Here is a 13,066-nt window from a genome sequence, read left to right on the forward strand (position 1 = left end):
TCTGTAGCCGGTTGCCGAGAACGGGGCGGTCAGCTGCCCGGCACCTGGTGGTCGTGGACGAATTCGATCACCCGCAACGCATCGTTCGACGCGGTGGCGAAGCCGGCGATGTTCGTGCCCGCCGCATTCTCGCTCGCCGGATCGAACACCCCGTCGGCGCCGCCGAACACCGCGTCGAGCAGCGGCCGGGTGACGGCGGTATAGACCACGTCGCCGCCTGACGTGGTGCTGGCCTCCAGATAGGTCAGCGTCTCGCCGGCATAGGCCGCGGCCCGGTCATAGGCATATGCGGAATAGTCGTACCAGGCGACGGTGCGGCCATCGACGACCGTGTTCACATCCAGAATCGAATTCTGGTAGGCGACCAGATCGACCGTGATGGTGCCGGTCTTGTCGGCCGCGCCGGCCAGCAGCGCGGCGGCCACGTCGAAGTCGCGCGTCGGCACGAAGCTGACCTGCTTGCTGACGAACACGGTCTCGTCGTTGTCGTCGACATAGGCGAAGGTCACCACCGTGTCGAGCGCACCGGTCGCCAGCAGGTCGGCATAGAGCGCCTGGTTGGCCAGCGGCGAATCGATCGTCCTGCTCTCGCCGGCCACGGTGACCACCAACCGGCCCGCCGCGTCGTAGCCGATCGAGGCACCGTCGGCGACGACGATGTTGTGGTCGGCGTCCAGCGTGTACACGCTGGCGAGCGTGCCATAGGCCTCGGCCAGCGCATGGTCGAACACCTGTGCCGGCGAGCGGGCGGAGCTGAGCCGGCCGAACTCCACTTCCTGCACCAGCGCGGAGTCGATCGGCGCCCCTTCGTCGTCCAGCGGGATCAGGTTGCCCGACGCATCCAGAGGCTGCGCCACCTGCTCGCCGCTGGGCAGCGTCAGCAGGATCGGCACGCCGTTGGCGTCGCGCAGCACCACGTAGAGGTCGCCATAAAGGTCGCCGCGGCCGACGCCCGCACCGGCGGGCCGGCCGCCGCCCTGGGCGTGGGGGTTGAGATCGCGGTTGCCCTGGGCCCAGATCGGCCGGTCGGAATCGCCTTCGTCGTCGCCATGCAGCCCGCCGCGCCCGCCGCCGCGGAGGAGATCCTCCAGAGCGCCGGTGGCGTCGCCGCGGCCGAAGCCGGGCCCGCCGACCCCGGCACCGCCGGGCCGGTTGCCGCCGGGCCCGCCCTCGTGCTCGCCGCCTTCCTCGTGGCCGTCCTCGCCGTGGCCGCCACCGCCGCCACCGGCGTGACCGCCGCCGCCTCCGCCGCCCGCGTGGCCGCCGCCGCCGCTCTCATGACTGCCGCCGGACTCATGGCCCGAGCCGTGATCGTCCTGCGCCCAGGCGGCTGCCGGCCATCCGCCGGCGAAACCGGCCAGCAGCACGGCAGCGAGCGCCGGGGCGAAACCCTGCTTGTTCGCTGGCATTCCATTCGTCCCTTAGATGACGCACCCTTGGCGGCGACCTTTGCGGTCGGCCGCCACGGGTCGTGCCGACGCCGCCGATCAGTTTTCCGGAATCTGGTGGTCGTGCACGAACTCGATCACCTGCAGCGCGTCGTCGGACGCCACCGCGAAGCCAGAAATATTGGTGTCGCTGACGTTCTCGGTCGTCGGATCGAACACGCCGTCGTCACCGCCGAACACCGCATCCAGCACCGACTTGGTCACGACCGTGTAGACCGTGTTGCCGTCCGAATCGGTCGTCGGCTCCAGATAGGTGATCGTGTCGCCGGCATAGGCGTCGGCCCGGTCGTAGGTGAACGACGAATAGTCGAAGTAGGCCACGGTCTGGCCGTCGACCACGGTGTTCACGTCGAGGATCGAGTTCTCGTAGGCGACCAGATCGACCGAGATTCCGCCGGTCTTGTCGGCAGCGGCAGCCAGCAGCGACGCGGCGACGTCGAGGTCCAGCGTCGGAACGAAGCTGACCTCCTTGGTCACGTAGATGGTCTCGTTGTTCTCGTCGACGTAGGAGAAGGTCACCACCGTGTTGATCGCGCCGGTGGCCATCAGGTCGGCATAGAGCGCGAGGTTCTCCAGCGGCGAGTCGATCGTCTTCGATTCGCCGTCCACCGTGATCACCAGCCGCCCGGCCGCGTCGAATGTGATCGAGGCGCCGTCGGCGATGACGATGTCGTTGTTCTCGTCGAGCGTGTAGATGCTGGCGAGCGAGGTCAGCGCCTCGGACAGCGAGTGGTTCAGCACCTGGGTCGGGGCACGGCCGACGCTGAGGCGACCGAAATCGACCTCCTGCAGCAGCGTCGCATCGAGCGGCTCGCCTTCCGCGTCGAGCGGGATCAGGTTGCCGTCGGCATCGAGCGGCTGGACCACCTGGTCGCCGCTGGGCAGCGTCAGCAGGATCGGCACACCGTTGGCGTCGCGCAGGATGACATAGAGATCGCCGTAAAGATCGCCGCGGCTGGTCCCGGCACCGGCCGGCTGGCCGCCGCCCTGGGCGTGGGGATTGAGGTCGCGGTTGCCCTGCGCCCATGCCGGCCGATCGGAGTCCTCGTCGGCCTCGGTCGACAGGCCGCCGCGCCCGCCCTGGCGCAGCAGGTCCTGCAGTTCCTGGGTGGCATCGCTGCGCCCGTAGCCGCCGCCACCCGCCCCGCCGGACCCGCCGGCGCCGCCCTGGCCGCCCGCGCCGTGCTGCTGTTGCTGCTGGGCAAATGCCGCCGGAATCAGGCCGCCGTCCTGGACAAGGCCGCCGGCACCCAGGAGGGTGAGTCCGGCGAGCGCCGTCGTGGCCAGGGTTGCAGCCGGCAGGCGGCGCGCTTTCGTCTTGTGCATCGTCTTCTTCCTTGTTGAGGAAACGAGATGTCACAACCGATCACACGCCGGCGCGCCCTGCTTTGATATGGCTCAATCGACCAGTCATGCGCCGCGGCGCATCACGGCATCGAACTAGAACCGATAGGCTAGGCCGATCCTGAACTGGTTTTCCGCGTTGTCGAACCTGTCGACATTGGCGCCGTATTCGACGTCGAAGCTTTCGTAGTCGGTGTAGGTGAAGTCGAAGCGCAGCGACACGGTGTCGCTGGCCGGCACTTCCACCCCGCTGCCGAAGCGCAGACCGGTCTGGGTGTTGTCCTCGCTGGTCGACGTTCCGGTCGTCGCATAGTCGGTGTGGAACAGGGTGCGCACCAGGCCCACCCGCCCGTACAGCAGCGCCGCGTCGCCGAGCACGTAGCCGGCGATCAGGCTGGCGCCGACGCTGTGATGCTTGTCGACGGAGTAGACCCGCCCGGTGGGGTCGCGCTCGATGTCCCAACTGGCGTCGCTGATCTCGGCATCGAGTTCTCCGGCCAGGTAGAAATCGTCCAGCCGCAGGCCATAGCCGCCGTAGACGCCGGCCGACGCCCCGTAGCCGCCGCGCTCGGCGTCGAGGACCGAGCCGGCCTGCCGCGGCCCGCTGTTGGCGCTGACCAACCCGTCGTGACCGAGCTGGCCGCCAAAATAGAACCCCGCCAAGGGGTTGTCCGGGCTGTCCGGCTCGCCCTCTCGCAGCATGCCGAAGCGATAGCCGATGCCGAGGCGGGTCAGGTTTTCGGTGTTCGAGAAGTCGTCGAGCCCGTTTCCGCCCTCGATCTGGTAGTTGCGGTAGGCGGTGTAGGTCTGGTCGAGCCTGACGAAGAGGCCGCCGCCGGCCGGCACCTCGACGCCGCCGCCGAAGCGCAGGCCGGGCTCGAACTCGTCGCGCACGTTGGTGGTGCCGGCGCTGGTCACATAGGTGGTCTCGAAGCGGGTTCCGACCACGCCGAAGCGACCGTAGACCAGGTTGTCCGCCGGCAGGAAATAGCCGATCAGGCCGGAGCCGCCCAGCGTCTCCTGCTTGTCGACCATGAATTGGCGACCGCCCGGCAGGCGGGTGTGCGTCCAGTCGGCACCGCTCAGCTCCACCTCGAGCTCGCCAGCCAGATACCAGTTGCCGAAGCGCTCGCCGTAGCCGCCGAAGGCGCCGCCGGTCCAGCCCAGCGCGCCGAAATCCGCGGTCAGGCTACCGCCGGCCCCGCGCGGGCCTTCCAGGCCGGAATTGAGCTCGCCCACGCCGCCCTGCACGCCGGCATAGAAGCCGCCCAGATCGGCCTCGCCGTCGAGGCCCGACCGATAGGCCGCCATGTCTTCGTCGCTGTAGTGCGGCGCCCATTGCGCGCCGATGCGGAAGAACAGCCGGTTTTCGTCGTAATCCTCGCCGGCGGCCTCGGATTCCCGGCGCTGGTAGGAATAGTCGGTGCCGAGCCATATGTGCGGCGTGACGTAGTACGCCAGACCCAGATTGGCATCCAGCAGCCGGTCGCTGCGGGTAATCCCGACATAGTCGTTGAAGGTGTAGTCGGCCGACAGCTGTGCGCTCAGGTCCGGCGCGAGCAGATGCTCGACGCCGGCGCCGAAACGGGTCGCCAGATAGCTCGACGCGCCCGTCGCGGTGGTTTCCGCGATCGTGCGGTCGACGATGCCCGTCACCGTTGTGCGCAGCGTCGGGCGCCAGGTCAGCCTGGCGCCGAAGTCGAACGCGTCGACGTCCTCCAGCGTGACGCCGTCGTAGTCCTGGTGCAGATAGCCGGCGAGCAGCTCCACCCAGGACTCGTTCTCCAACCCGATCACCATCCCGGCGGCCGCATTGAAGCCGGCCGAATCGCGGTCGACGCCGGCGTCGTCGACCGCATCGTCATAGTCGCGCAGGTCGAGCGCGCCCTGGACGAAGGCCTGCCAGCCCGGCTCGATCAGATAGCCGACACGCGCGCCGATGTCGGTGAGGGCCCGGTCGCGGTCGTCGTTGTTGATGGTGCCGCCGGTCGAGTCGACATCGTCGAAATCGATGTGCCGATAGGTGCCGGCCGCCCGAACGGATAGGGGATCGAACCGGACCGAACCGCCGGCGAAACCGTAAATCTCGTCGAACAGGGTTGGGCCGGTGCCGTTGACCTCGTCCGGCGAGCTGCGCGGCTCGTGGTCGTGGGTAAAGCGCGCCCCGCCGAACAGGTTCGCCTCGGGCGAGAAGTCGACGCGGCCCTCGCCGCCGACCCGCCAGTCGACATAGTCCTCGCTGCTCCGGTTCGCATGGCGGCCGACATCCATGCTGCCGTAGACCGACAGTGCGTGCTCACCCCAATCGGAATCGAGCCGCAGCGAGGGCGACACCACGGTCACCGCGTCGTGGACCTTGTGGTTGCGGGTGGCGAAGATGTTGTCGTCGTAGAACTCGGTCAGCGTCAGCCGCGGATCGAGCACGAACGAACCGATCTGCAGGGCGCCCGAATCCGCCGCCGCGGCTTCGGTTTGAGTTTCCGTTCCGTCGGATGCCGCGGTCGCGGCATCGCCCGGCTCCTCTGCCGCGGCCGACTGCCAGCCCAGGATGACGGCGGCCGCCGGAACGAACGATCCTAGACGCTTCACCTTGTGTCTTCCCCTGCCCTTACGCGATCGGCGCTTCGCCGTTCGCGCAACATGGCATCGAGCGCATCCGGAACTATGATGCATATCAAGGCTGTGCAGGGCCAGCCCCGTGCGACCGATGGCCCGCGGCGGTCCGGTCAGGGCTGCGGCAGGGCTTTCAGATAGGCGGCCAGCGAGAATCCCTCGGCCGCCGCCAAGTCCGCGGTCAGACCGCATTCGAAGCCGAGCGCCTTGCGCGCCGCGATGTGGTCGGCCGGGCGGTTGACGCTCTCCACGCCGACGAATCGGTCGCCGGAGAAACAGAACACCGACAGCCTGCCGGCGTCGTCGCCGCGCTGCGCCACGGTGCGGTCGGCGCCGGCGGTCAGCCCGGCGATCTGCAGCTTGGCGTCGGCCTGGTCGGTCCAGAACCATGGCACCGCCGCATAGGGTTCGGGCCTGCCGACCAGCCTGCGGGCGATGCATTTCGCGTGGTCGACCGCATTCTGCACCGATTCCAGGCGCACGCGGCCCACGCCCCAGGGGCTGTCGAAGGCGGCGCAGTCGCCCAGCGCCGACACGCCGGGATCCTCAGTCTGCAGCAACCGGTCGACGACGATGCCGTTGTCGCAGGTGAGCCCGGCCGCGGCGGCCAGCTCGTCGCACGGCGCGACGCCGACGGCGACCAGAACGGCGTCGCCGCCCTCGATCGCGCCGTCGGCCGTCTCCACCGCCGTCGCCCGCCCCGCATCGGCGCGGATGCGCGCGACCTTGGCGCCGAGCCGCACGTCGACGCCGAGACGCCGATGCAGGTCGAGGAAATGCGCCGACATCGCCGGCGAGACCGCACGGGCCATCAGCCGCGGCAACGCCTCGAACACCACCACGTCGAGCCCGCGCTGGCGCGCGGTCGCCGCGACCTCCAGCCCGATGAAGCCGCCGCCGATCACCAGCAGCCGGCCACCGTCGTCGAGCCGCGCCCGCAACGCCTCGGCGTCGTCGACGGTGCGCAGGTCCAGCACGCCTGCGGCGTCGATACCCTCGATCGGCGGCCGGCGGTTGCGCGCCCCCGTCGCCAGGATCAGATGGTCGAAGGCGCGGCTGCCGCCGTCGTCCAGCGTCACTCGCCGCACGGCGCGGTCGATGGCCGCAACGCGCCGGCCGGCGATGAGGTCGATGCGCTGGTCGAGGAAAAACGCGGCGTTGCGCAACATCAGCGCGTCGCGCTCCAGCGGCGTCTTCAGAAAGGCCTTCGACAACGGCGGACGCTGGTAGGGCAGACCCGGCTCCGCGCCGACCAGCGCGATCGCGCCGTCATAGCCTTCCTCGCGCAACGAGGCGGCAACCTGGGCGCCGCCCTGGCCGGCGCCGACGATGACAACGGACCGTGGCGTCACACCTGGCGCTCGGGCATGTGCACCACGATGCCGTCGATCTCCGGCCCGGCCGTGATCTGGCAACTCAGCCGGCTGGTCGGCCGCTCCTCGGACGCGGCGCAGACCAGCATCTCGTCCTCCACCTCGCTGCGCGGCGGCAGCCGGCCGACGTCGGCCTCGTCGACATAGACGTGGCAGGTGGCGCACATGGCGGAGCCGCCGCATTCGCCGACGATGCCGGCGATGCCGTTCCGCACCGCCCCCATCATCAGGCTGGTGCCGTCTGGCACGTCAACCGTGGTGCGCGTGCCGTCGAAGGCGACATAGGTCACTTTGGCCATGAGGTCTTTCCGCAGGTTGTTCGCAGTCTTCTTGTTCGCCGGTCGGGCGCTATCCGGGGACGAAGCGCACCGGCAGGCTGTCGAGCGCATGCAGGGCGTTGCCCGGCCGCCAGCGCGGCTGGCCGGCAAGCGCGATCCGGCCGACCTTGCGCGCCAGCACATTGAACATGACCTCGGCCTCCAGCTTGGCAACGGCCTGGCCGACGCAGCCGTGCACGCCGGTGCCGAAGCCGAGATGGCCGCGCGTATCGCGGCGGATGTCGAAGCGGTCTGCGTCCGGCCACTTCGCCGGGTCGCGATTGGCCGATCCGAGCACGCACATCACCTTGCGGCCCGCGCCGAGGCGGATGCCGCCGACCTCCACATCCGCAACGGTCGTGCGGCAGAACGTGTGCACCGGGCTGGTGAAGCGCAGCACCTCCTCGAACGCTGCCCGCGCCAGCGACGGGTCGTCGCGCAGCAACGCCCACTGGTCCGGATTGCTGGCGAAGCACCACAGCGCATTGCCGAGGCCGGTGACGGTTGTGTCGATGCCGGCGGACAGCAGCGAGCGCACCAGGAGGGCGGCCTCGTCCAAGCTTAGCGTGCCGTCGTCGGCCGCCTGGTAGATCACGTCGCCGAAGCCGCCGGGTGCCAGCCGGTCGCGCTGGCACATCGCCGCGATCCACGGCACCACGGTCGCGGCGTGGGCGAGCGAGTCGCGGCGCAGGCGGTTGTCCGGCCCCATCGCGTTGAACGCCATCATGCCGTAGACGATCAGGTTGCGCCGGTCCTCCGGCCCGATGCCGACGGCGTCGGGAAAGACCTTCAGCGGAAACGGCTCGGCGAAGTCGGCGACCGCGTCGAAGGTGCCGCGTTCGAGCAGGCCGTCGACCAGGGCTTCGGCCTCCGCCGCAAAGCGGTCGCGCAGGGCCGTCACCGCGCGCGGCGACAACGCCCGGGTAATCACCGCACGCGTGCGCGTGTGCTCGGGCGGATCGACCTCGAGCACGATGCTGCGCGGCCGCCAAGGCTTCTCCCTGGCGAAGTCGGACAGGCCGACGCCGCGCGACGAGCAGAAGCGCTGATGGTCGCCGAAGGTCGGATGCACCTCTGCATAACGACCCATCGCCCAACAGCCGTAGCGCGCGATCCACACGACCGGCCCGCGGGCGCGCAGGGCGGCGTAGTAGTCGTAAGGATCGGCCAGCACCGCCTCGTCATAGGGGTCGACGTCCCAGACGGGATAGTCGCCCTGCGGGCGGTCGTCGGTTTCCAGCGTGGCCTGGGTCGTCATCGGGCGTTCCGGCGCGTGTTCTCGACGGCCACTATAGCGGCAGTCACAGCATCCGGCGCAACACGGCGGGCGTATCGGTGCAGATCGCGTCGACGCCCAGCCCGATCAGGGCGGCGAGTTCGTCCTCGCGTTCCTCGTGCCACAGCGTCACCGCGAGCCCGGCGGCGTGTACGGCCGCGACATCCGCGGCCGTCAGCAACTGCGACGCCCTGGGCGCGCGCGCCTCCCAGCACGGATGCACGCCGTCGGCCCGATAGCGGCGGGCGAGATCGACCAGGGTCGCCGGATCGACGACGCTGCCGATCATCAGCGACGTGCGGAGCGCCGGTCGCGCCTGCTTGACGGCGGCCATCGCGACGCAGTCGAAGCCGCCGACAACGACGTCTTCGGTCCGGCGGCTGGCGAGCGCCTGCATCAGCGCAGGCACGGCCGCCCGATCCTTGACCTCGATCAGCAGGCCGACCGGTTGGCCGGCCTGCCAGTCCAGCAGGTCGTCCAGCAGCACCGTTTCCGGCGCCTGCCGCAGGATCTGCGCGGCGATCTGGCCGGCGACGGCCACCCCGCCGGCCAGCACGAGGTCGTGCCGCACGACGAGCACGCCGTCGGCGCTGAGCTGGACATCGCACTCGATCGCGTCGGCGCCTTCCTCGACCGCGCCTTCGAATGCCGCCCAGCTGTTGTCGGGATGGGCGTGGCTCGCCCCGCGATGCGCGATGACGCGGGGGCGGCTCATGCGCATGCATGCCACAGCCGGGCCAGCGCGCCGGGCGCGTTGGTGGTGATCTGGTCGGCGCCGGCTCGTACGACGGCGCGCAGGATCGACGCGATGTCGGGCGTGGTCGGGTCAAGGGTCCAGACGTCGACGAACGCGCCGTGCCGCTGCAGGATGGCGATCGGATTCACGCCGGCCGCCAGCGCCGCGCCGACGAAGCGATGATAGAGATAGAAGGCTGCCGCATCGGGCGCCTCGGCAAGGACGGCCTCGGTGAAGCGGGCGAAGTCCGCGCCGGTCTGCGGCGGGTTCGCCAGCGCCGCCTCATAGGGGTCGTATCCCAATCGAAGGCCGGGGATCGCCGAGCCGACACGGGCCAGCGTCGGCCAATGATAGCCGCTGAGAATGCAGCGGCGCGCGTCCTCGCCAAGCGCGGCCCGCAGGCTGGCGACCGCGGCCGCGTCGAGCCGGTCCTCCGGTTCCTTCAGGTCCAGCTGCAGGTGGCCGGCAACGGCCGGCGTATCCGCGACGATGGCCATCAGATCGGTCAGCCGCGGCGGCGCGTAGTCGGCACCGGCGATGCGCAGCCGCGCGGCCGCCGCGCTGTCGATCGCCGCGACCGGGCCGGTGCCGTCGGTTTCCTCGTCCAGCACGTCGTCGTGCAGGCAGACCCAGGCACCGTCGCCCAGGCGCCGGATGTCGATCTCCACCGCGGCGCCGGCGGCGAGCCCGGCGCGCAGGTTCGCCGGCGCGAACGGCGGCTCGTCGGCCGCGCGCCGCAGTTTGTGCCACTTCAGCCGCACCGTCCGGCCGCCGGCCTGGATTGCGGTGTCGTCCATCGCGCCGCGTCCGCCGCCGTGACCGGCCGTCACGCCGGCAGGCGGACGTGGGCGCCGGCGATCAGCCGCTCCGTCGGCCCGTCGAAGACCAGGGTGTCCGCCTGGGCGAAAGCGACATGAACCGCCTCGCCGATCGCGTGGGCCGTGGCCGCCCCCTGCTGCAGCACCCGGATCAGGCCGAGCCCGCATTCGACCACATACAGCACCTCGCGGCCCATCGGCTCGACCTGGATGATCCGCCCCGGCAACCCGGCGTCGGCGAACTGCAGGGTCTCCGGCCGCAGTCCGAGGGTCACCGGCCCCTCCGCCCCCTCGACTGGCAGCGCGACGCCGCCGATCCGCAGCGTGCCGCCGGACGCGGCGCCGGCAAGCTGGTTCATCGGCGGCGAGCCGATGAAGCCGGCGACGAACAGGCTGGCCGGCCGCGCATAGAGATCGTCGGGCGTGCCGACCTGCTCGATCCGGCCGGCGCGCATGCAGATCACCCGGTCGGCCATGGTCGTCGCCTCGATCTGGTCGTGGGTGACCAGGATCGTGGTCACGCCCAGCTTGCGCTGCAGCGCCTTGATCTCGGTGCGCATGCTGAGGCGGAGGGTGGCGTCGAGGTTCGACAGCGGCTCGTCGAGCAGCAGCAGCTGCGGCTCCTTGACCAGGGCGCGCGCCAGCGCCACGCGCTGCTGCTGCCCGCCGGAAAGCTGGCTCGGCCGCCGTTCCATCAGCTCGTCGACATGGACCAGTGCGGCGGCCTCGCGCGCCCGGCGCAGCGCCTCCTCGCGCGGCGTCTTCTTGAAGCGCAGCGGGAACAGGATGTTGTCGCGCACGGTCATGTGCGGATAGAGCGCGTAGGACTGGAATACGATGCCGACGTTGCGGTCCTTGGCCTCGACCTCGTTCACGGTCTGGCCGTCGAACATCAGCTGGCCGTCGCTGGGCACATAGATGCCGGCCAGCATGAACAGGCTGGTCGACTTGCCGCAGCCGGACGGACCCAGCAGCGCGACGAACTCGCCGTCCGCGATCGTCAGGTTCATGCCGCTGATGACGCTGACGTCGCCGAAGCGCTTGCCGATGTTGCGGAACTCGATGCTCGCCATCCGTCTCAGCCCTTCACGCCGCCGATCGACATCTGCATCAGGTATTTCTGCGCCGCGGCATACAGCACCAGGCTGGGAACCAGATAGAACACGCCGACCGCCGAGACCACGCCGTAGTCGACGCCCATGACGTCGTCGCGGACGAAGAACATGTACAGGCTCATCGTCCAGTTGGCGCTGTCGATCAGGAAGGTGAAAACGAAGATGTACTCCTCCCAGCCGCGGATGAACGAGAACACCGAGATGGCGATGATGCCGTTGGTCACCTGCGGCAGCACCACCCGGAAGAAGGCCTGCCGCCGCGAGGCGCCGTCGGTCAGCGCGCTCATCTCGATGTCCCACGGAACGGCGTCGAAGAAGCCTTTCATGATGAAGACGGCGAACGGCAGCTCGAAGCCGACCAGCACCAGGATGACGCCGAGCAGCGAGTCCAGCAGCCCGATCCAGTAGAGCATCAGGAACAGCGGCACGATCAGGGTCAGCACCGGGAAGGCGTGCAGCACCAGCAGGGTGCGCAGCATGCCGGCGCGGCCGGGGAACTGGAACCGCGACAGGTAATAGCCGGCCAGCGACGCGACCGTGACCACCAGCACCGTCTGGGTGCCGGCCAGCAGGATCGAGTTCAGGAACGCGTTCCAGACATTGGGGTACTGCATCGCCCCGGACACCTCGCCGGCGCGTGAGCGCACCACCGAGGCGAAGTTCGGGTCGGTCAGGAAGATGAAGTTGCGCAGATGCAGGTCCGGCCCGACCACCAGCGCGAAGACCAGGATCGTCGCGGCCAGCGCGCCGAGGATCGCCAGCCAGCGCTGCCGCGGGGTCTGCGCCAGCATCGCCGCCGCCCAGACCGCGATCAGCCCCGGCACCAGCACCGCCACCGCCCGCCAAAGCACGTCGGTCTCGGCGATGCCGCGGTCGGCCGACAGCGCCACCGTCACCAGCCAGATGTAGGGCAGGATGATCGGCAGCGAGACCGCGATCAGGAAGGCATAGACCGCGCCGGTCCTGACCCGTCGCTCGATCCGCCCGCGGCGGGCCAGCGCGGTCCAGTCGGCGGCCGGGGCCGCAAGGCCGGGCGCGGCCAAGCTACTGCACCTCGATCCGCGGGTTCTGCAGCAGCTTCTTCATGTCGAAGAAGCGCCACCCGAGCAGCGCCAGCACGATGCCGATGACGATCAGGAACAGCGCCAGCGCCGCGCCATAGGCGTACTGCCCGCTCTCGAACGCGCGGCGGTAGATGTACAGCGCGTAGACGGTGGTGGCGTAGAACGGCCCGCCCTTGGTCAACAGCAGGATGTACTCGAAGGAAACCAGCAGCGACAGCGTCTGGTAGATGGTGATGAAGCTGATCGGCCAGCGCAGCGCCGGCAGCGTGATGTGGCGGACGATCGACAGCGAGCCGGCGCCGTCGACGCGGGCGGCATGGAACAGGTGCTCCGGGATCCCGCGGATCGCGGAGGTGAAGATGATCATGCCCATCGACGCGCCGATGAAGCCGTTGGCGATGATGATCAGCATCACCGGCACGTCGGTCTTCGGGTCGAGCGGCTGGTCGAGGCCGAGCACGGTCATCGCGACCTGGTTGAGCAGCCCCGTCTCCGACGGGTTCACCACCCACAGCCACAGCAGGATGTAGAGAACCGACGGGCTCATCCGCGGCAGCAGCCAGACGCCGCGGAAGAAGCCGCCGGAGACCTTGTTGATCGGGGTGGTGACCAGGGCAAGGATCAGCCCGAAGGTGACGTTGAAGACCGCCAGCGTGCCGAAGACATAGATCAGCGTCAGCCCCAGCACTTCGATAAGCCGGTTGTCGCCGGCGAACACCTTCTCGTACTGCTCGAGGGTGAAGCCCGACATGTTGAGCGAGCGGTCGAGATCGGTGAACGACACCGCGATGTCGATCAGCACCGGCACGACGAAGAAGACGACCGTGAGCACGATCGCCGGACCGAGGAAGATGACGAAGTTGAGGTTGCGCCGCGCCGTCGCGCGACGGGCAAGCTGCCGTTCGGTCAGGGCCTGGGCCGCGAGCGAGGTCAATGGCGTCATCCGACGCGGACGCGGGCGG

The 13,066-nt window shown here is 69.6% G+C and carries 11 protein-coding genes; all 11 read right to left on the reverse strand.

What is annotated here, in order from left to right:
* Nucleotides 1-29: 29 nt before the first annotated feature.
* Complete coding sequence (locus R3F55_22465; protein ID MEZ5670141.1) at nt 30-1,409, reverse strand: hypothetical protein; 1,380 nt, start codon at nt 1,407-1,409, stop codon at nt 30-32.
* Nucleotides 1,410-1,487: 78 nt separating this feature from the next.
* Nucleotides 1,488-2,774, reverse strand: a complete 1,287-nt coding sequence (locus R3F55_22470; protein ID MEZ5670142.1) for a hypothetical protein — start codon at nt 2,772-2,774, stop codon at nt 1,488-1,490.
* 114 nt (nt 2,775-2,888) lie between these two features.
* A complete protein-coding gene (locus tag R3F55_22475) occupies nt 2,889-5,381 on the reverse strand; it encodes an outer membrane beta-barrel protein (protein ID MEZ5670143.1) in 2,493 nt (830 codons plus the stop codon).
* A 137-nt stretch (nt 5,382-5,518) separates the two neighbouring features.
* Nucleotides 5,519-6,757, reverse strand: a complete 1,239-nt coding sequence (locus R3F55_22480; protein MEZ5670144.1) for an FAD-dependent oxidoreductase — start codon at nt 6,755-6,757, stop codon at nt 5,519-5,521.
* Nucleotides 6,754-7,077: a 2Fe-2S iron-sulfur cluster-binding protein gene (locus R3F55_22485; protein MEZ5670145.1), complete on the reverse strand. Its 324-nt coding sequence runs from the start codon at nt 7,075-7,077 to the stop codon at nt 6,754-6,756. The genes R3F55_22480 and R3F55_22485 overlap by 4 nt, the downstream gene beginning before the upstream one ends.
* Nucleotides 7,078-7,126: 49 nt before the next feature.
* Nucleotides 7,127-8,353 (reverse strand): cytochrome P450, encoded by a 1,227-nt coding sequence (locus R3F55_22490; protein MEZ5670146.1) that lies wholly within the window; start codon nt 8,351-8,353, stop codon nt 7,127-7,129.
* A 43-nt stretch (nt 8,354-8,396) separates the two neighbouring features.
* Entirely contained in the window at nt 8,397-9,086 is a 690-nt protein-coding gene (locus R3F55_22495; protein MEZ5670147.1) for a glycerophosphodiester phosphodiesterase, read from the reverse strand.
* Nucleotides 9,083-9,904 (reverse strand): glycerophosphodiester phosphodiesterase family protein, encoded by an 822-nt coding sequence (locus R3F55_22500; GenBank protein MEZ5670148.1) that lies wholly within the window; start codon nt 9,902-9,904, stop codon nt 9,083-9,085. The genes R3F55_22495 and R3F55_22500 overlap by 4 nt, the downstream gene beginning before the upstream one ends.
* Nucleotides 9,905-9,933: 29 nt before the next feature.
* Entirely contained in the window at nt 9,934-10,998 is a 1,065-nt protein-coding gene (locus tag R3F55_22505) for an ABC transporter ATP-binding protein (GenBank protein MEZ5670149.1), read from the reverse strand.
* A gap of 5 nt (nt 10,999-11,003) precedes the next feature.
* The gene (locus tag R3F55_22510; protein ID MEZ5670150.1) at nt 11,004-12,083 is read right to left on the reverse strand and encodes a carbohydrate ABC transporter permease; all 1,080 of its coding nucleotides are present in this window, start codon (nt 12,081-12,083) and stop codon (nt 11,004-11,006) included.
* A gap of 1 nt (nt 12,084) precedes the next feature.
* Entirely contained in the window at nt 12,085-13,038 is a 954-nt protein-coding gene (locus R3F55_22515) for a sugar ABC transporter permease (protein ID MEZ5670151.1), read from the reverse strand.
* Nucleotides 13,039-13,066 lie beyond the last annotated feature (28 nt).

The organism is Alphaproteobacteria bacterium (assembly GCA_041396705.1).
Lineage (GTDB): Bacteria > Pseudomonadota > Alphaproteobacteria > CALKHQ01 > CALKHQ01 > CALKHQ01.

Bases quoted from the DNA above. Each gene is read 5' to 3' on its own strand.
- R3F55_22500 (MEZ5670148.1), bottom strand. From the start codon at position 9,904: ATGGACGACACCGCAATCCAGGCCGGCGGCCGGACGGTGCGGCTGAAG.
- R3F55_22465 (MEZ5670141.1), bottom strand. From the start codon at position 1,409: ATGCCAGCGAACAAGCAGGGTTTCGCCCCGGCGCTCGCTGCCGTGCTG.
- R3F55_22490 (MEZ5670146.1), bottom strand. From the start codon at position 8,353: ATGACGACCCAGGCCACGCTGGAAACCGACGACCGCCCGCAGGGCGAC.
- R3F55_22485 (MEZ5670145.1), bottom strand. From the start codon at position 7,077: ATGGCCAAAGTGACCTATGTCGCCTTCGACGGCACGCGCACCACGGTT.
- R3F55_22505 (MEZ5670149.1), bottom strand. From the start codon at position 10,998: ATGGCGAGCATCGAGTTCCGCAACATCGGCAAGCGCTTCGGCGACGTC.
- R3F55_22470 (MEZ5670142.1), bottom strand. From the start codon at position 2,774: ATGCACAAGACGAAAGCGCGCCGCCTGCCGGCTGCAACCCTGGCCACG.
- R3F55_22495 (MEZ5670147.1), bottom strand. From the start codon at position 9,086: ATGAGCCGCCCCCGCGTCATCGCGCATCGCGGGGCGAGCCACGCCCAT.